The sequence below is a fragment of the uncultured Desulfovibrio sp. genome, assembly GCF_944324935.1.
Lineage (GTDB): Bacteria > Desulfobacterota > Desulfovibrionia > Desulfovibrionales > Desulfovibrionaceae > Desulfovibrio.
Map to the genome: position 1 here is coordinate 52,720 of NZ_CALUYG010000006.1, position 17,992 is coordinate 70,711.

The window sequence follows — 17,992 nt, forward strand, 5'->3', positions numbered from 1 at the left end:
ATCTCCTCCTACGGCGTCTGCCGGGCGCAGGTGGTAAAAACGAGTATCCGGGCATAGTTTTCCGCCGGATATATCCAGCCGTCGGCGTCGCCGAGGGACGAATCTCCCGTCTGGACGCGCAGATAGACTTGCCATTCCGTATCCGAAGCGGACACGGCCCACGTCTGGAAGGCAGTCAACGGCGGCGCGTCAGGCCCGGCTTCCGCGAGGGACGGCGACGTGTAGATGGCGGGCACGGTTCCCGTGGACGGGGCGCAGGAGGGCTTGGCGATCCTCTCGCCGTTCTTGGCCACCACGGCGCTTTTCAGGGCCGTGGAGTTGCCGGAGTCGCCGATGATCTCAAGCGAATTGTTGCGGCAGATGTACAAGCCCTGGAGCCTGTCCAGAAAAACGCGCCCCTGATCTTCGGCGGCGGTACATGTTTCCGTCGTGATCTCCCGCTCAACGAATTGCACGGACTGCACGTTGTTGATGGCGTGATCCGTCATGTCGAGCGCCACTTGCATGGCGTTGAGTTCGGGATTGCCGGGCACGGCTATGCGGTAGAGATAGTCCTGCCCCAGGGCCGAGGAATCATACGTTGAGAGTGCCCCCAGATGCCCCGCGCCCGGCGACGGGATGCCCAGCGAGGCCAGACTGACGGCCCAGCCGTTCCCGGCCCCTTGCAGCATGTCGTCGGACTGGCCGGGCATGACGCCCGTGGGGATGTAGCCGCCCGCGCCGCCCACGAGGGACGCCGTGAACGGAATCGTCACATTGCCGAACTTGTCCGAGGCGTCCGTCACGCCTCGCCCGCCCGTGGTCAGCACGGCGGCCTGAAGCTGTCCCGTTTCCGGCTGACGCACGTAGATGCGGTACTCCTGAAGCCAGATATTGCGCTCGGAGAAGCCGTCATGCAGGAAGCCTTCAGTGACGAGCGTGGGGATCGTCACCGTGGGGCCGGAATTGGGGCCGGTCTGACCCAGCAGCGTATCCTGATGTCGGTTGACGTAGCTCCGGGCGGCTTGGACGACGAGCCGCAGATGATCGGCGGCCAGGCGTTGCTGCGTGGCCGTATTGCCCATGATCCAGAGGTCGGTCAGGCCGGGGATCATCAGCAGAAAAATGAGCAGCATGCCGATGGCTTGAATCATGATGAAACCTCCATGACGCTGACGAGATTCCCCTCCGGAATGAAGGACGGAATGGGGACGGGATGCGGAGCGAGCGCGGGAACAAGCCTCCCGCCGCTGGCAAGCCCCACGGCAAAGCTCCCCTGAAAAAATTTTCGCACGGCTTCCCCCTCTTCCGGTGTGGCTTCTCCGAAGACATAGCAGCACCCGTCATGGACACGGGCCTTCCATGTACGCAACATGCGCCAGCTTTCCGGGAGGGAGAGAGACGAAAGCGGAATATCCCCGCTGAACCCCTTGTGCGCCTGGACATACAGGAAGACGGCGTTGCGGTAGATCGCGTAGTTCATCGCCAGCGCCTTGTGCGAGGTCTCCTGGATGTCGTTGTCCACAGGGGCCTTGAGCAGGGCCATGACCCCCAGCAGGACGGCAAGCACGGCAAGGATCTTCATGGGGCTACCGCACTGTGTAGATGATGGAATTGGTTTCGCCGCAGGCATTGGCGATGGCGGCCACATCATCGGAATCAATGGGCGTGCCGTTCACGTCGATGCCTTCCCAGGCGTCGCCCTGGAACCGGGCCATCTGTGTGCATTCGCTTTGCGGGATATTGGTCAGTTCGATGGCAAACGTGCCGTTGGAGGCGTCACCGGACAGGGTGACATCTCCGCCCCAGGCATTCTTGAGGCCGTTGTCCGTCACGAAGGACTCCGGCACCAAACCGGCGTTGATCGCCACTTCGTTGGACAGGTCGCCATAACTCGTCCCGGAGAAGAACTGCTGTATCTGCATACGCAAAATGACCAGATTTTCCTGCGTCGTACTGATGTTCAGCTTGCTGATGCCATAGTTGATGCCCCCGGCGATTGCGCCGATGATCAGCAGACTGATGAGCAGTCGTCCAATTATGCCGCTGAGTTCCCCCATCAAACACCTCCAAGATTGGTTTCAAAGCTTGCGCTCGCCAGTGTCACGAGCACGAGCTGCGCGATGACGAGCAGATCCGCCGCAGCCGCAATGCGTTGAGCGTACTTTTTGACAAGCTCAACGCCGTCCACGATCCAGGTATCGGCCAGCTCCGCCATGCGTTCCTGGAATCCGGGCATCCTCGCATAGACTTGCAGTTCCTCGACGATCTCCTTCGAGGGGAACTGCGTCCCGGAGTTCCTCAGAGCCGTGCCGAAATCTTCCCCATGCCGCGAGTGGCGCAGGATCAGGCCGACGATCTCCCGCAGGTAAGGAGTCGTTTTGCTGGTGGTCATGCTTTCGAGTATCTGGGTGAGCTGATGCCCGGCCTGTGCTCGCGTGGCGATGGTGTAGAGCCAGACAGTGCCCACGGTCAGGCGGTAAATGCTCCAGGGCAGGCAGCGGTCGGCGATGCGCCGCGCCGATCCCGTCCAGCGAGGAAAGGACAGGACGACAAGGATGCCGACGGCCAGCAGCAGTATGCCTGCCATGACGCCTGCCGACGACGCCAGGAAGGAAGAGATGACATGCAGCAGCCAGGCTGAGCCCGTGAGAGTCCTGGGGTCGAAAACCAGCATGAGCTGGGGCATGACGTACACGGCCACAAAGACGAAAAGCCCGATGCAGGCGAGGAAAGCGATGAGCGGTCCCGCCAGCGCCGCGCGGACGCTCTTGCGGATGGTCATCTGGGCACTGAGTACCTTCATGGCCAGGCCGAGCCCTTCCGGCAGCTTGCCCGTGGCCAGGCCGGAGCCGATGAGCATGATCTCTTCCCGCGTGGCCAGACCGTCCAGCGCCACATCCAGCGTCCTGCCGTGCCCGAGGACGCTCAGGATATGTGCATATATCTCCGCCAGCGGCGACCGTGCCGTTTTGGCGTGCTGTTGGAGCTGGCGCAGCGACTCCTCCAGACGCATGCCGTTGTGCATCTGCGTCTGGAGCTTTTTCCAGGTGCGTATCCGCACTGCCGGGCCAAAATACAGGCGGCCCAGCAGCCGGATCGCCCGCGAGGGGCCATCATGCGTGATCACAGCCATCTTTCCGCTCCGCTCCTGGCTGGCGAGCGCTTTTGCGCCTGCCGGTCACGGTCAAGGTCATAGTCGATGCTCATGGAAAGCTGGTCTTCCGTGGTGACGGGATCGAGGATGCCCTGGGTCAGGAGGAGTCGGGCGTGCTCAAAATACGTCATGCCGTGCAGCTCATCCCGCCAGTGGACACGCGCCCCTTCCATGTCGCCCTCCCGCAGCATGGCCAGCATGGCCGGATCGATGGCCACGACCTCGGCCACCACGGTTTGCCGCAAAAGGCCCGGCTGACCGCTTGCGCGGCAGTGCTCGCAGCCCCGCTCATTGCGAAGGAACATGCCGTCATGACGGCTGTCGCCGTAGATGAGTTCCGGCGGCAGGCAGCGCTCCAGCCGTCCGCGCCGATCAGGGCGCAGGGCCTGCCGGTTTTCGCGCAGCGGCTTGCGGCAGTGCGGGCAGAGCCGGGCGATGAGCCTTTGATACTCGACGCCGGACAGGACGGTCGGATCGCAGACCGTCCGCAGCGGATCCGTCATGTGCCCGCGCAGCATGACCTCCAGACGAGTCAGGATGCCGAAGGCGTCACTGGCGTGGATCGTGGCCCAGACCGCATGGCCGGACTGGGCGACCTCGATGGCCGCCATAGCGGCATCCGCATACCGGATCTCGCCGATCATCACCGTGTCCGGGTCGCACCGGTTCGTGCCCGCTATGGCCATCGTGTAGGCTGATGCGCCACCGGAGCGCTGCTGGTCGAGCTTGGAGTTGACGCGAATTTGGTGCATCCCCGGAATCGGTTTTTCCGGCGGATCCTCGACGCTGATGAAGTTGTCTCCGGGCCGCTCCTGGATGAGCGCCTCCATCGTGTGCGCCAGCGCCGTGGACTTGCCGGAACCGGTGCAGCCGGAGATGAGTACCATGCCGTTCCTGTCAGCAAGACGGCGGAAAATGTCTGTCTGCGCACAGGCCGTGCGCTGTCTGCCGCTCCTGTCCGTGATGGTCACGTCCGAAGAGGTGAAGCCCAGCTTGGCGAGCCGTTCTTCCAGCGTCCCGGATGCACCGGAGGTGTCATGGATCAAGCGCAGGGGCATGAACGTGCCGCAGCCGTTCTCCCCGTTGATACATTCGGTGGGTTCGGAATGGATACGCACGGAGTGGACGCCGTGCGGCAGGAAGTCCCGGTTGGCGATGCGACCGTCCAGAGCGGAAATCACGTCAAACGTCGGCGAGTCCTGCGACGAACCCAGGTGCTCGTAGATGGTGCGGATCAGCCGGCGGCCCGTGTCGCCGTCCAGCTCCATGTCATCCACCAGTATGCCGAGGATACGGAAGCGCGTTTTGCAGAACGTGCCATTGTCCTCAATATGAATGTCTGATGCACCCTGCGCGTGGGCGCGAGCGATGAGGTCGATGGCCATCTGCTGGATGTCCGTATCGCCGAGGCCGGTACGCGAGGCGTAGCGGGCGTATTCCGCATCAAAACGACCAGGCGAAACGAACCTGATGGTCAGAATGCCCAGCCGGGAGGTTCTGGTGGAAAGATTGATGATCTCAATCTTTCCCTTTTGCTCTTCGGAAATGACGATCGACTCGTCCACCAGCGCCACGCGCCCGCGCAGATCGTCCGGCAGAGCACGGACGGTCTTCATGCAGCCTTCGAAGTTCATTGTCGCCATGTGTCACTCCATGAAGGGGATGGTTCGGCTCGTGGAGCCGGTACGCACCATGACGCTGCGCCGCGTCACGCTCAGGATGCCGTCGCCGAAGCGCTGGCCATGCCGCACGGTCACGGTCTCGCCGGAAGACGTGCGGATGGTGGCCGAGAGTTTGTTGCCCACGCCCTGCACGGAAACGACCACCGGCCCGGTGGACCGTTTCGGCTTGTCCTCCTTTTCTTCCGCCTTTTCCTTCTTCGGCGGATCCAGCGGCGGCAGGATGATCTCCTGCGGCTGGGGCACGACCGGAGCGGCAAGGATGGAATTGCGGGCTTTCTTCAGCTCCGCTTCCAGCTCCGCGATCTTGACCTGCTGCTGCAAAAGCTGCTTCTGGCCGCGCATGCGGGCCAGATCGCCCACTGTGGCGTCGGAATTGAGCCGCGCCTTCACCTGATCCCCCGGCTGGGATTTTTCCGTGGGCTGTCCCGCCCTCGGCTGCGTCCGCGCATCAACGCGGGAACCGACAGTCTGCGCCGGTTGCCGCTTTTGCGCCGCCGTCTTGGCAGTTTTGGGAACAGGCGCAACGGCTGGCGAGGGCTTGAGCACGAAAAACCAGACGCCCGCCGCAACGGCGCAAATGACGGCGGTCAGAACCAGGGCTATCAGATTTTTTTGAGCGCCCGAAAGCGACTTCTTCTCGCTAGTGATTGGCATATATCTTCCCCCTGACGGCCCAGCCGCCGTCATCTCCACCCACAAGGTCGATGCCGGTCACCGTCAGCCCCGGCACCTCGGCAAGCAGTTCAAAAAGACCGTCCCTGTCGCCCACGCCCATGAGCAGGTCGGGCACAGCGGAGAGCTTCCATGTCCCCACATGCCACGGCGACACCACCCCCACCTTGTCGATTGTCTTTCTCTCCTGAGCCGCGAATTTGAGATCGAGCCGGGTTCCCGTATCCTGCGCGATCTGAGAGAGCAGCCCCGTGGCCGTTTGCATGTCCACCAGCATCTCGTGATCCGTTCCCGGCCCGTCCGGGCGCGGCGTCAGTCTGTCCAGCGCGGGCACGGTGCGCGATGAGCGGGCTAGCTTGCTGTTCTTGGCGTCCAGTTGTCCGTTGTCCGGCAGGCTGATGAAGTCGCCGCCCTCCTCATGCCGCCATTCCAGCGCGATGCGCGGCCCGGAGCACTCGGCATTGGCCAGGCTCCAGCCCTGGCTGGACAGGGGCAGCTCCATCAGGGACGGCAGGCACTGCCGCGCCACATCCGTGGCCAGCGGCGCTTTCTGCCAATCCATCCCAAAAAACTTGTGCGGATTCTCTTTCAGGTCTTTCTGGCGCTGCGCACGAGCGATCTGCGCCTGCCGGGCGGCTTCGTATTCCGCTCGCTTGACGTGGTAGTGCGCGGCGAAGGCCCCGCCCGCGAGGATGGCAGCAAGGCCCAGCCCCACGGCAAGGCGCAGCGCCCCGGTGCGGGAAAGGCTGCGATTCAGATTGAGCAGGCGTCCCTTGTCCCGCGCCCAGACATCCGCCGAAGACAGCCGGCAGCGATCCGCGAGCCAGTCCATGCTTTCCGAGACCGTTTCAGGGCGCATGCAATCTTCCGGCGCGATGCCGGTCAAGTTCTGAAAGAAGGTCAGCGCCTCTTCGGCCTCTTCGCGCGTGAAAAAGACCTGATCCCCCATCTCCGGGATGACGCCGTTCATGCGGCAGTGCAGCCACCAGGCGGGCCGGCCTTCGCCGTCCTTCGAGGCCGCAAGCTCCAGAGGGAAGAGACCGAGGAAAGACTGCGGCGCATCCAGGCAGGCCGCGAGGCTGCGTGCCGCCGCCCAGGGCCGCCAGTCGTCCGCGAAGTCACCGAAGCCTTCCTGGCCCGTGAAAGTCTGCCAGACGCGCCGCCTCACTTTGGGCAGCCTGTGTCTGGCCATAGCCCGCATGTCCGGCGCATCTTCGCCGAAGCCCACACGCACGGCATCGGCGTGATCACGCAAGTTCTTCCTCGACGAGAGGAACTTCTTCACCGGCATGGCCCAGACAAGGCCGATGGCAAAGGGCTTTCCGTTCAGCAGTACCCGCTCCACGGCTAGTCCTCCGTGCCGCCACCGGCGGCCTCAAGCTCAATGGTGATGACCAGCAAGGTCTTGGCGTACTGCCGCCCGCGCCCGAAGTTCAGCAGGCCCAACGCGTTCGAAAGCTGCTGCGTCTGATCCTGGAACCCCGCCAACACCAGCGTCTGCCCCATCTGCATCTGTGACCGCTGGCTAAACGCGCGTGTGCTCGTCTTGGGGAGCTGCACGGTCAAATCCTGCGTCGAGAACTCCGTCAGCTCGTCCAGGCTGGACAGGTTGATGCTGTACTGGAGCAGCACACGCCTGCGATCCAGGATGTGCGGGATGATGGTCATGGCAAAGCCGGTCGTCACTTCGCCGGGCGTGATCTCCGAGGTCTGTCCGTACTCCGACTGCGTGGACGAGGAGCCCGCCAGATAGGCGATGCGCTTGATGGACTGGATGGGCACGGGCTGGTTGGACAGCACGAGACCGCCCCCGGACGTGACCTGCGTAGCGTTCCCCCACTCCTTGAGCGCCTTGAGCACGCCCGTGGAGTTTTTGAGATCCCCGGACACGATGGTGGCCGAGGCAGTGGACGGCCCGCCCAGAGAAGACAGGCTGCCCGCGACGACGGACACGTCGCCGTTGGCGAAGATGGCTTGGAGATCTATGCCCGCCTCCGCATCGTCCGAGACTTCCAGCGCCCAGACGTTGACCGTCAGCGCGACCTGACGAGACAGGCGCTGATTGATGTCCGCGATGTATGCCGCGACCTGGCGGACGTTTTCGGCGCGATCCCGCACCGTGATGGTGCCTGTGGCCTGATTGCCGACGACTGACCCTTCCGGCGAGAGCAGCGCCTTGACGGCCTTCTCCGTGTCCACCCATACGTCGTATGAGTAGTGCGACTTGTTGGACTGCATCGTCTGCGACGATGTGTCCGCCGTGGACACGGTTTGGTTGACCCCGCCCCCACCGATGGAGGTATTGGAGGTCTCCTTGGACTTGTTGGTGATCTGGCCCTGAAATTCCTGCTTGCCCGGCGCGGACAGCAGCGTGAAGGTCTTCACCGTCAGGCGCGTGAAGACGACCGTCTTTGCCCTGGCGTCATACTCCCAGCCGTAGCCGCTGGCCACGGACACATGGTCGAGCAGGCCGCGCAGCGTCCCCTCGTAGGAGATGGTGAGAACTGTCCCCAGGCCGCCGGACGGCACGTCCAGCAAGTCGGGCAGATCGGCGGGAGCGCCCGGCGTGGGCGTCTTGGCGGGCGTGAGCGGAGCCGGATCCGCGCCGACTTGCACCGTCAGCGGCGTCAGGTCGGAGATGCCCGCCGCGATGCGCGGCAGCGTCCCCCGCATACGCAGGGTGACGTGCGTTGCCAGCTCCGGGGCGCTTTGCGCGCCCGCGCGGATGGGTACGGCTCTGGCTCCGACATACGGTTCCGCGACCACTTCCACCGCCTTGGAACGGGAAAGGGTCGTGAACTCCTTGCCCTTCGCCTCAACATCCTCGTGCGTGGGCGCGCCCTTGTAGGCGCAGCCCACAAGAATGACGCCAAGCAGCAGGGTGGAAAGAAGGCGCATAATCCGGCTATTCGTGTTCATTGGTCATTTTTCCTGATCTATCTTTTTCAGCGTTCTGAAAATATTCTAAGCTCCGCCTGCAAAAAGCATTTTCTCTTCTTATGACCCCAAATGTCTTTATATTATATTTTGTGCAAAGGTAATTGAGCTTTGATTCTGAATAGCCAATCGCAAAGGCAATCATTTTCCGCGAATAGTATTTCTCGGATGCTAAAAAAAGTATCCTTCCAAGAACTATGTACTTCCCATTTTCCGCACTGAATTTGTCAAAATACTCTTTTTCGCAGCGCAGTTCTCGATTCTTGTCGCGGATCTTTTGAACCGCCAGACTGGAGAATCGTTCAAGACGGCGATTTCTCTTTTCAAGTTCCCGCACTTCCCGCATGATCCGTTCCACTCTTCTGCGTCCAAGCCAGATGAAGAGGAGGGAAGTGCTGAATGAGGAAACAAAAACCCAAAGCGGCGTGTGCAAAGCTTCCATCGTCAATCTCAGCATCAGTTCTTCGCATCCGGGCTTGCGGGGATGGCCCGCTTCAGTCGATCCTGCAAAACAAGATTCTTGCAAACGTAAAAACTCCGTGCATCGTCTTTGAAAATCTCTTCTTTCCCCTGGAGGTGCAGTCGTGCGCAATCCATGATTTCCCTGTCATTGCTGTTTCTCCTGATGTCAGAAAGCAATTCCTCCGTCTCGGAAAGGGACACTTTATCTGGAGTATACAGACAAAACAGAACAAAAGCTAAAAAGAATAGTCCAACGAATAACGCCACCATCTGCCGCACAAGACCCGTCCAATCTTTCATGCCCGCTTCACCCCATCGCTCTGCCGAACAGAAAGCCAAGGAGGAAGAAGAGCGAGGCCAGGGAAATGGCCGCCGGGATCAACATCGACATGAACATCCTGTCGAAGCGCTGGAGCAGTTCCAGCCGCAGCTCAAAGTCCCGTTGCGTCAGTGGCCGCCTGTTGCGTGTGTTATTCATCGCCTTGCTCCCGCTTCCAGATGCCCAGCGAGTCGAGTTCCCACTGTGCTTCCTCATCCTTTCTTCTTTTCTCGATTTCAGAAATGCAATTCTTGTATTCCCGAAAATCACCGTAGGTAATTTTGCCGTGGGTCTTCGCAAGCTTTTCCTCGCATGCTCGCAGTTCCGGGTCTGAACGATGGGAAGAGATCGCATCATAGAGTTCTTTCTTTTCCTCAAGGGAGATTTCAGAGCTCTTAGTGCACGAATAAATTCCAAATCCCATAAGAAACAACAGACCGAAAGCAACTAAGTGACTCCCACATTCGGTCTCTCCAAAGAAAAAGGAAATCCTTCCCCAAAGTGACTTCAGAAAACGAAGAGCCTTTTCGCCTCGCGTCTCCGTTTTGCGCTTTCCCCATTCCCGCATGGTGCGCCCCTAATGCTCCGACACTTCCATGACGTTGTTGCCCTCGAAGATGGTCACACGCAGGGCATGGCCATTGCTCTGGAGCGCCCCGAAGAACGCCTTCACGGCATCCTTGAAGGGGCCGTTGAACGTGGAATTGCTTTGCATCTCGTAGTCATTGTGCGCCGACCAGATGAGGGTGTACCCGGCATCCGTCGCCCATCTTTCAAGTTGTGCTTTAAGCATTTCGCCCTTGACGATCTCCCAGGAGCGCACGCCCATGCCGACGGGATTACTGATTGGGACGATTTCCGCATCGGCGGACAGAGACGCCGGAACGGCGGCTGCTGTGCCTCCTGAAGGCGTGCTTGCGGGCGCAGGAGAAGACACGGGAGACACGCTCTCCCGGCTCTCGGCCACGGGCGCGAGCGGAGCCGGAGGCGTCACAGGCGCGGCGACCGGCGTATAGGAAATGGTTTCCGCCTTTTGGGGAGCCGCCGAGGGCAGACTCAACTTCGCGGATGTGTGCGCCGGCAGCGTCGTGGATGCGGGCACGGGCGCGGGAAGCGTGGCTTCCGGCGTCCCGGCGGCCACACCGACGGCCACACCGGCGGGCACGGGATTTTCGGCGGCCACAGGAATCGTCCCGGCGGGAGGCTCCGACAGGTAGACCTGATAGCCCTCGATGAGCATGGCCCCCGCCCCGACATTGTTCCAGCGGCAGAAGTCCCTGACGGGGACGCCATACCGCCGCGCGACGGCGGCCGCTGTGCCCGGTTTGGTCACAGTCACGGTCTTGGCGGAGTTTTCCGCCGCAGCAACGGCGACCGGTTCCCTGGGCGCGTCTCTTTCTGCCTTTTCAGGCTCGACAGGCGTTCCACCGCCGACGATTGGGCTGCTGGACAGCCTGCCTGCTTCCGCCGTGGAAACCGCCGGATTGGGCAAGGGGCGCGATTCCAGCGAAGAGGATGGCCCGCCGTTGGAAGGGGCCGCCGTATAGCGCATCTCGCCCAGATTGCGCGTGAAGCAGAGCAGCTTGCCGTCGGAACTGGAAATCTCCGCATAGCCCAGCGGCTTGCCGTCCTGTTGCGTCACGTTCAGCTTGTAGCTCAGACGGACGCCACCCGAATCAACCAGCGTCATGCCGTTGTTGCGCAGCTCGCGCTCCAGCGCAGTGCCGAACGCGCCCGGAGCCGCATCAACCGAGATCGGCACGTAGGAGGTGTGACGGTCGCTGATCTCCCGCGCCGCCGACACGGCCAGCGCTTCGGCATCCGAAACGTACCGCTCGCTCAGCGCGTCAAAAGAGGCTGTTTCCTGCTTGGCCGCCATGCAGCCGGGCAGGAGAAGCCCCATGAGCGCTATGGTCAAAAAATGTTTCTGTTTCTTCATGATCTTTTCGTATGCTTCACGGTGAGATCGGGAACGGGATAGAGGGAAAGCAGCCCTTCCAGCATGCGGGCAAACGGTTCATTCGGCAGCAAAGAGAGGACATGCATGAGTCTCAGGCCGACTTCATACGCGACAGGCACGTCATCGGGATCCCCCACAGGAGGAGTGAAAGAAATCTTCCCATTCACCGTGTCCGTTTTGGTGTCGCCGGAAATTCTCAGCAGACAAACGCATTTAGCCATTGCCCCCACCCTCATGCTGTTCGCCGCCATTGTGGTCTCCTTCTCCGGCGGAAGATTCCTCCCCATTGCCGTCCGTGGGCACATAGCCCCCGCTGGGCGGATCGTCCTCCCGCAGAATGTCCGTGGTTTCAATGGCCGCGCAGAGCTTGTCCCAGAATTCCTTCAGGCGCTTACTCACCATGAGCGATTCCGCCTGACGCATGGCGTCCTCGAAGGAGAGCTTTTCCGCAAGGACGAGTTCCACATCCCGGAAGGTCATCGAGCGATTATCTTCAGGCAGCTCGATGCACGGCGCTTTGGCGGATGGCACTTCCCCGAAGAACGGATTGCGCCAGACGATCACCGGCGTTCCGGGAAAGACTCTTTCCAGCAGTTCAAGGCCGTTCAGCGTATCCCGCGCGGCCTGCCCGCCCGTGATGACGGTATGCGCGTACACCGTGTGTCCGTTCTCGCGGAGCAGGTCGAAGACACCGCTTTCGCGCAGATAGCCCATCGCCGCCAGAAAGGATGACGAGCCGTTGTCCACCACGGCGTGCGTCCGCTCCGGCAGCCGGGACAGCCGATCGATGAGCAGATCGAAACGCCGCGGCTCCAGCATGTCCGCCTCGTCCAGCAGCTCCACCCGCTCGACGGGATAGCCCGCCGAGCTGGCAAAGGCGTACAGCGTGGCGTTGACGGGATCGGCGTCAAAGGCCGCCACTTCCCGGTCATGCCGTCGGAGAAACTGGACAAGGAAAAAAGCGCACATCGACTTGCCGACGCCGCCCTTGCCCTGAAGGACAAAGTGGATTTTGGACATCAGACTCCCCCTGGTTGAAGTTTCCACTGCCGCAGGAAGGTCAGGACATCCGCCCCCCGTTCCCCGACATCGGCGGCTCCGGGAGCGTTCCCTCTTCGGAGCAACTGGATCCACAGGCCAAAGGCCGGGCCGCGAAATTTCTCCCCACCGGCAAAGCGGGCAAGGAATCCCTCGAACGCCTCCCGCGCCGGGGCGGGAAGCGTCGCATCCGCGCTTGCGCTCGCCTCCCGCCGCCGCTCCTCTTCCTCAAAACGCCGCCGGATCTCTTCCTGACGCGGATCCGCTCCGGGCACGGGCGACTGGCTGGACGGAGCGGGCATCTCGTCCTGCCAGCGCCAGCCCTTGAGCCAGTTCACAAGCTGCGGCACGAAGCGGCCGCGCTCGCGCTGCCAGCTCTTGCTTTCCCTGAAGTGGGCAAGCGTCTGGAGCAGCACCTCCAGCGGGGGCAGCACGCCGCGCCGCCAGAGACGATGCCAGACGGCACGGGCAAGCTCCTTGGCCTCCTTGCGCGGATAGGCGGCATAGAGCGTCTCGAAAGCGGCATTGGCAAGAGAAAAAATCCCCCCACCCCCGCCCCGCGAGGGGCGGTTCTCTGGAAAGGCTTGTCGGGAGACCCAGGAGGAAGAATTGCGGTCTTCCGCAGTTGAGGGGGGGAAAGGGGGGGTAGTGTTATATATATTTTTATTATATATATTATTTCTATTTTGACGGGAGCCGGATTCCGACCGTGTGACATGGCCGGATTCCGACTCATAGCCGGAATCCGGCTGTATCCGAGCGCGACGCGAGGAGTCGCCAGCGCTGCGAAAATTTGCGGAAGAGGGAGAGTCCGCCACATGAGGGCTGACGACGGACTCTCCCTTGGCGCGGAAACAGGAGTTGCCCGCGCCGCCCTGCCGAGGATTAAGCAGGATATATACGCATCCGCGTTCCTGCCGCGAGACGGCCACCAGCCGTTCTCGCATCAGCTCGCGAATGTATTGCTTGATGGACGTGATGCCGCAGCTCAGCCGCTCGGCCAACGTCTTCTGCGTTGGCCAGCAGCGGTCATGCTCGCCTGCATATTCGCACAGGAGCGCATACAAAATTCGTGATCCTGCTGACATCTTCCTCTCCAACACAAAACGGGGAAGGATCGGGCCGTGTAGACGGCCACGAGGGATGAAAGTTTCCATGTCCGATCGCTCCAGACAGGCCACAAAAAAAAGCGTAAAAGAGAGCTGCGGAGCTTGACGCCGCTAAGCCTTTCGGCTAGAGTAAATCCACAAAATTTGCGGATCGCTCCCGCAGATCGGGCTTTCGTGGTGCAAACACGAAAGCCTTTTTTCTTGGGCCTATGTTTTTCTCAAACGCAAATCCTCGCGAGTTGAGTCATTGTTGAGCGGCTGGCTCATCAGGCCGGGGCCACCACACCCCGACGACGCCCGCAGGCGTTTCGCCAAAATTTTTTTGTTGTTTTTTTTGACCAACAATTTTAACATGTTACAAAAGTATAACTTTTGACAAAAAAGACGTAACAAATTTAAATTCCTATCAAAAAATTTTTTTTCATTTTTAAAATCGGTGTGTTGAATTTCATACCCACCTAGTGGGTGACTTTTTTGACCTAATAAAAAAATAGCGAGTTATAGCCAAAGCCATAACTCGCTGTCATAACTGCCTTTTTAAAGACTTTTAAATCATGATATTACTTCTGCAAAAAAGTCCCCTTCCTTCCCCCCGTGCCCCCATCCATCCTTCAAAAAACTCTGTCGGGGAGGATGACGCCCGTCCGGTCATCCCCGCTCATCCCTTGGCCGATGGTTCCCCGGCGGCGCGAAAAAGGCAAGGCCTGCACGGCACGCCGTCGCGGCATCTTTCTGATAAGGCGCGCTGGGGGAGGGGTGGGGGGTACGGGGGCGGGGAACCCCCTCCCGCGCGAGGCGAGGGGGTTCCCCGCCCCCCGTAAGGAAAATCTTACCCTCAGCCGCCAGCCACCTACCGTTTGCCGGGGGGGAGGGTTGTCAGGCAGCGCAGGCGGTCGGCGAAGGTGGTTTTGCGGTAGAGGTTGCGCAGTTCGGCGCCGGGGGTGATGGAGGTCACCACGGCGCGGCCGATGACGAAGCGGTCGTTGTCGTCATCGCCGTTGATGACGCGCACGCCCCAGACGTTGTGGAAGATGGCGGGGCGTCCTTTCCATTCGCCCACATAGAGCATGATATGGCCGCGCATCCAGAGCAGGCTCAGGAAGGGCACGCCCTGGCGCAGGATGATCTTTTCCTTTTCCGTGGTGCTGAGGCCTTCCAGCGGCTGGACGAGGCCGGAGCGGCCCTGGCCGGTGGAGTTGCGTCCCAGCCAGATGCCGAAGGGGGTGAAGAGTTCGCGGGTGAGGGCCGAGCAGTCCCGGTCGCCGAACATGCCGCCCCAGCCGTAGCGCTGGCCCATCATCACGTTGCCGATCTGGGCCACGGCGTCGGGGGTAAGCGGCAGGGGCTTACGCACGGCGTCGGCAATGGGCACGGTGGTGGTGACGGTGGCGGCGTAGCTGCCTTTTTTGACCGGCACGAGCAGGTTGACCATGCCCGGCTGGCCTGTCGGGGTATCGGCCAGCGGCAGGACGGTGCCGATGTTGACCTGTCCGCACTGGCTGCCGGGCAGCATGACCTTGTCGCGCACGATGGCGGCGTAGCTGCCGGTCTGGTAGCGGCGGATGAAGGCGTCGTCCACCAGCGCCACGTCCGAGGCGTCCACCCAGCCGGCGGCCACGGGGCATTCGATGTAATGCCACTGTCCGTCGCGGCTCGTGTGGGTGATGAAGAGCGGCGTGCCCACGGGCAAAAGGGAATACTGGAAATAATCGAAGGGGTTGGCACGCTGATCCGGCGTGGGTTCGCTGAAACGCGGCGTGTGCGTGGGCATCTCGCGCAGATCGGTATTGCGGATGGTGATGGCCCTGGCTTTGGCATTGGGATAGGTGCTCATGCGGGCATTGCGGGCGATGCCGTCCCATTCGGCCTGCGTCCAGCGGACGTCGTCATGCTTGTAGCCGCGGGCCTTGCGGAAGATGGCAGCGGCGTTGCGGCGCTTGACCGTGGCTTTTTTCATTTGCCAGGGGCCGAAGAAGATGCGGTTGAAGCGGGCGTCCTGTTCGGCCTGATCCGCGGCGGAGAGCAGGGGCGTATTGCCGCCCGCCTGACGGGCAAAGGGCATCAGATCCTGGGGGATGGCGCGCAGATCGCGGACAGTGCCCATCCATGCCGGGCTTTCGCCTTCGCGCGTGGGCACGGGTTTGGCGGCGCAGGCCGCCAGCAGGGCCAGGATGAGCAGCAGGGCGAGCGTGAGACAGCAACGCGCGCCGGATCGAAAGCTGGGGGGCAGGGCCATGACGTCGTCTCCTCCTACTGGATGCGTATGCGGCTCTTGCGGACGAAATCCGCGGGGAGATAGGTCATCTTTGCCTGACGCAGGCCCTCTTCGTCGAGGTCCTGCGCACGATTGAGGAAGCGGAAGCCCTCGCCCGCATGGCGGGCAAAGCAGCAGTTGATGGTCTGGTAGACGCCGCGAAAGCCGCTGAGCCCCTTTTCAAAGTGGACGCCCAGGGTCGTGTCGTCCAGCTTTTCTCCCACGCTGAAGGCCACCATGCGTCCGTCCACATAGAGGGATCCTCCCTGCAGGCCGTCGAAGAGATCCCAGTGGGAGAGCACGCGGTTGATGGCTTCATTCTCGGCGCGCAGGGAGGGGGAGTTTTCGCATTCGTGCCACTGACACCAGTCATCCTGCAGGCCGAGCACATCCTCCACCATCTCGTCGTTCAGCGGCCGGTAGTCCGGTTCGCCGTAGGCCTTGATGAAGCTGTTCACATGATTCTTTTTTTTGTGATAGCGGTTGCCGGGCAGGGTCGCCAGAGCGTCGCGGTCATAGAGATATTCCCACTGGCCGCGATCCTCGATGACGTCCATCTGTTCGGGCAGGCATTCCTTCCAGCGGGCGGCCAGCATGTCCGGCACGCGGATGATGGGGGCGTCTTTCAGGCCGGGCAGCAGGGCGGCCCAGTCCGCCGCGGCCCAGTCGCCCACGGGGGCCCAGTACTGGAGGGCGGGGCGTGTCTGGCGGATCCAGCACAGATCGTGGGCAAAGCACCACTCCAGACCGTAATGATCCTGCCAGCCCCAGAGGTTGGCAAGGCTGTAGTCCAGGGAGCGACAGGGCGTCAGACGCCAGAGAGCGGCGTAGTCCGTCCGCTGGTCGAGATGTATGGGGCGATAGGCGGCATCCTTCATACGGCTTATCCTTTTGTTTCGGCTGGTTCAGCGGGAGCGGCGGGGTGGGCTGCCCCGGTGGGGAATTTGTGGGCGTGCATGGCAAAGCGTGTCCAGTTGCGGTGCAGGACCACATGAAGCATGCAGAGGGCCTGCACGATCTGCGAGATCAGCATGGCGGCAAAGATGCCGGAGGCCGTGCCCCAGAGCTGATGCCCCAGCAGCCAGCCCAGCGGCAGACGGACGAGCCAGAGGCCGCCGCCGAAGATCATAAGATTGTAGCGGGTGGCCCCGGCGCCGTTCATAACGCCGCCCATGACCGTGCTGGCAATGGAAAAGGGCGTGGAGAGCAGATTGAATTCCAGATAAGCGACGATCTGGGCCTGGGTGGCCGTATCCTGCGTCATAAGGGCGGCGATGTCCTGCCGGAAGGGCCAGAGGCAGAGGGCCACAAGGCTCATGGCCGCGGCCGCGATGGCCGTGAGGTTGCAGGCGATGCGTCTGGCCCGTTGCGGGTCGCCCGCGCCGAGGCAGTTGCCTACCAGCACCCCGGCGGTCATGTTGAAGGCCATGCCCGGCATGAAGAGGATGGCCTCCACCCGCAGCCCGGCCGTGAGGCCGGCCAGGGCGGCGATGCTCTCCAGGGGAACCGAGGCCACCAGCACGAAGAGCATGAGATAGCCGGATTGCCAGACGATCTGTGCCGCCCCGGCGGGCAGGGCCACCCGCAGCAGGTAGGGCAGGCCCACCCGCAGCCAGCGGCGGTCCGGCACGGCATGCCGGTGGAGATAGTCGGAGCGGCGCAACAGCAGACAGTTGCAGAGCGCGCCTGTCAGCTGGGCGGCGAAGTTCGTCCAGAGGATGCCGTGCGCCCCGTATGCCGGCAGACCGAACCAGCCCAGCCCGAAGCCCAGGCAGCCCGTCAGCGTCAGCGCGCAGAGCAGGGCCGCCACCCAGAGCGGCGGGATGACCTGCCGCGTGGCGCGGAACATGACGCCCGTAGCCGCGTAGACGTACTGGGCGGGCAGGGTGAGCATGACCACATTCCAGAAGTCCCGGGCCAGCGGGAGAATGCGTTCCGGAACGCGCAGCAGGAGCAGGATGGGGTCGGCCAGCAGCCAGCCCGCCGCGGCCATGATGAAGCCGAGGCCGAAGCTGCCCAGCACGGTGATGCTGACGTACCGCTGGGCCCGGTCCAGCCGTTGTGCGCCCAGCGACTGGCTGACGGCGGCCAGTGCGCCGCTGCTCATGGCCATGACGATGACCATGAGCAGCATGGTGCATTGCGTCACCATGCCCAGGGCCGCCTGTACGTCCGCGCTGATCTGCCCGGCCACCCAGACCGTGATGAGGCCCATGATGAAGACCAGGTACATCATAAGCATCTGTGGCCAGGCCAGCTGCCAGATGGCGCGGGGGGAAGTGCTGAGGTCGGGACGTGACATGGCGATGGACGTAGGTTGACGTTCGAGACGGGGGACTCCCCGTGGCGGGACTTCCCCGGCCGATTCAAAGATAGGCACGCTTCGGCAAAGGGGAAGGGCCTTTTTTCTTCCCCGGAACGGC

20 protein-coding genes, 1 other RNA gene and 1 pseudogene are annotated in these 17,992 nt (G+C 62.2%); 1 reads left to right on the forward strand and 21 read right to left on the reverse strand.

The window, feature by feature from the left end:
* Positions 1–8: 8 nt before the first annotated feature.
* The 16 genes from pilV to Q0J54_RS02710 are packed head-to-tail and all read right to left on the reverse strand — an operon-like array spanning position 9 to position 12,640.
* Positions 9–1,133 (reverse strand): shufflon system plasmid conjugative transfer pilus tip adhesin PilV, encoded by a 1,125-nt coding sequence (gene pilV, locus Q0J54_RS02635; RefSeq protein WP_296303802.1) that lies wholly within the window; start codon positions 1,131–1,133, stop codon positions 9–11.
* Complete coding sequence (pilM, locus tag Q0J54_RS02640) at positions 1,130–1,564, reverse strand: type IV pilus biogenesis protein PilM (protein WP_296303804.1); 435 nt, start codon at positions 1,562–1,564, stop codon at positions 1,130–1,132. The genes pilV and pilM overlap by 4 nt, the downstream gene beginning before the upstream one ends.
* 4 nt (positions 1,565–1,568) lie before the next feature.
* Complete coding sequence (locus Q0J54_RS02645) at positions 1,569–2,039, reverse strand: type 4 pilus major pilin (protein WP_296303805.1); 471 nt, start codon at positions 2,037–2,039, stop codon at positions 1,569–1,571.
* Entirely contained in the window at positions 2,039–3,115 is a 1,077-nt protein-coding gene (locus Q0J54_RS02650) for a type II secretion system F family protein (protein ID WP_296303806.1), read from the reverse strand. Before Q0J54_RS02650 ends, Q0J54_RS02645 begins: the two co-directional genes overlap by 1 nt.
* On the reverse strand, positions 3,106–4,779 hold the full coding sequence (locus tag Q0J54_RS02655) for an ATPase, T2SS/T4P/T4SS family (protein WP_296303807.1): 1,674 nt from the start codon (positions 4,777–4,779) through the stop codon (positions 3,106–3,108). The genes Q0J54_RS02650 and Q0J54_RS02655 overlap by 10 nt, the downstream gene beginning before the upstream one ends.
* Before the next feature lie 3 nt (positions 4,780–4,782).
* Positions 4,783–5,472, reverse strand: coding sequence for a type IV pilus biogenesis protein PilP (pilP, locus tag Q0J54_RS02660; protein WP_296303808.1), 690 nt, complete (start codon positions 5,470–5,472; stop codon positions 4,783–4,785).
* Positions 5,459–6,835: a type 4b pilus protein PilO2 gene (gene pilO2, locus Q0J54_RS02665; protein WP_296303809.1), complete on the reverse strand. Its 1,377-nt coding sequence runs from the start codon at positions 6,833–6,835 to the stop codon at positions 5,459–5,461. Before pilO2 ends, pilP begins: the two co-directional genes overlap by 14 nt.
* A gap of 2 nt (positions 6,836–6,837) precedes the next feature.
* Positions 6,838–8,409 carry a pilus assembly protein gene (locus Q0J54_RS02670; protein WP_296303810.1) on the reverse strand — a complete coding sequence of 524 codons (1,572 nt, stop codon included), beginning with the start codon at positions 8,407–8,409 and terminating at the stop codon, positions 6,838–6,840.
* On the reverse strand, positions 8,396–8,869 hold the full coding sequence (locus Q0J54_RS02675; RefSeq protein WP_296303812.1) for a hypothetical protein: 474 nt from the start codon (positions 8,867–8,869) through the stop codon (positions 8,396–8,398). The genes Q0J54_RS02670 and Q0J54_RS02675 overlap by 14 nt, the downstream gene beginning before the upstream one ends.
* Positions 8,870–8,883: 14 nt before the next feature.
* Positions 8,884–9,189 carry a hypothetical protein gene (locus tag Q0J54_RS02680; RefSeq protein WP_296303813.1) on the reverse strand — a complete coding sequence of 102 codons (306 nt, stop codon included), beginning with the start codon at positions 9,187–9,189 and terminating at the stop codon, positions 8,884–8,886.
* Between the two features lie 7 nt (positions 9,190–9,196).
* Positions 9,197–9,367: a hypothetical protein gene (locus Q0J54_RS02685; protein WP_296303815.1), complete on the reverse strand. Its 171-nt coding sequence runs from the start codon at positions 9,365–9,367 to the stop codon at positions 9,197–9,199.
* On the reverse strand, positions 9,360–9,776 hold the full coding sequence (locus tag Q0J54_RS02690) for a hypothetical protein (RefSeq protein WP_296303816.1): 417 nt from the start codon (positions 9,774–9,776) through the stop codon (positions 9,360–9,362). Before Q0J54_RS02690 ends, Q0J54_RS02685 begins: the two co-directional genes overlap by 8 nt.
* Before the next feature lie 9 nt (positions 9,777–9,785).
* Positions 9,786–11,147 (reverse strand): TcpQ domain-containing protein, encoded by a 1,362-nt coding sequence (locus tag Q0J54_RS02695; protein ID WP_296303817.1) that lies wholly within the window; start codon positions 11,145–11,147, stop codon positions 9,786–9,788.
* Positions 11,144–11,419, reverse strand: coding sequence for a hypothetical protein (locus Q0J54_RS02700; RefSeq protein WP_296303818.1), 276 nt, complete (start codon positions 11,417–11,419; stop codon positions 11,144–11,146). The genes Q0J54_RS02695 and Q0J54_RS02700 overlap by 4 nt, the downstream gene beginning before the upstream one ends.
* Entirely contained in the window at positions 11,382–12,188 is an 807-nt protein-coding gene (locus Q0J54_RS02705; protein ID WP_296303819.1) for a conjugal transfer protein TraL, read from the reverse strand. Before Q0J54_RS02705 ends, Q0J54_RS02700 begins: the two co-directional genes overlap by 38 nt.
* On the reverse strand, positions 12,188–12,640 hold the full coding sequence (locus Q0J54_RS02710; RefSeq protein WP_296303820.1) for a hypothetical protein: 453 nt from the start codon (positions 12,638–12,640) through the stop codon (positions 12,188–12,190). The genes Q0J54_RS02705 and Q0J54_RS02710 overlap by 1 nt, the downstream gene beginning before the upstream one ends.
* Positions 12,641–13,024: 384 nt before the next feature.
* Between Q0J54_RS02710 and Q0J54_RS02715 the strand changes: the two genes are divergently transcribed.
* Positions 13,025–13,282, forward strand: a complete 258-nt coding sequence (locus Q0J54_RS02715; protein ID WP_296303822.1) for a hypothetical protein — start codon at positions 13,025–13,027, stop codon at positions 13,280–13,282.
* On the opposite strand, the pseudogene Q0J54_RS12195 reads toward Q0J54_RS02715, so the two are convergent.
* The 5 genes and pseudogenes from Q0J54_RS12195 to Q0J54_RS02735 all read right to left on the reverse strand — a co-directional run.
* A pseudogene (locus tag Q0J54_RS12195) lies at positions 13,214–13,363 on the reverse strand (hypothetical protein); the annotation flags it as partial. The gene Q0J54_RS02715 and the pseudogene Q0J54_RS12195 overlap by 69 nt on opposite strands.
* 204 nt (positions 13,364–13,567) lie before the next feature.
* Positions 13,568–13,629: hammerhead ribozyme type II (locus Q0J54_RS02720), an RNA gene on the reverse strand.
* Between the two features lie 536 nt (positions 13,630–14,165).
* A complete protein-coding gene (locus tag Q0J54_RS02725; protein ID WP_296303823.1) occupies positions 14,166–15,551 on the reverse strand; it encodes an NlpC/P60 family N-terminal domain-containing protein in 1,386 nt (461 codons plus the stop codon).
* A 14-nt stretch (positions 15,552–15,565) separates the two neighbouring features.
* A complete protein-coding gene (locus Q0J54_RS02730; protein WP_296303824.1) occupies positions 15,566–16,447 on the reverse strand; it encodes a phosphatidylglycerol lysyltransferase domain-containing protein in 882 nt (293 codons plus the stop codon).
* A 5-nt stretch (positions 16,448–16,452) separates the two neighbouring features.
* On the reverse strand, positions 16,453–17,871 hold the full coding sequence (locus Q0J54_RS02735; protein ID WP_296303825.1) for an MATE family efflux transporter: 1,419 nt from the start codon (positions 17,869–17,871) through the stop codon (positions 16,453–16,455).
* Between the last annotated feature and the right edge of the window lie 121 nt (positions 17,872–17,992).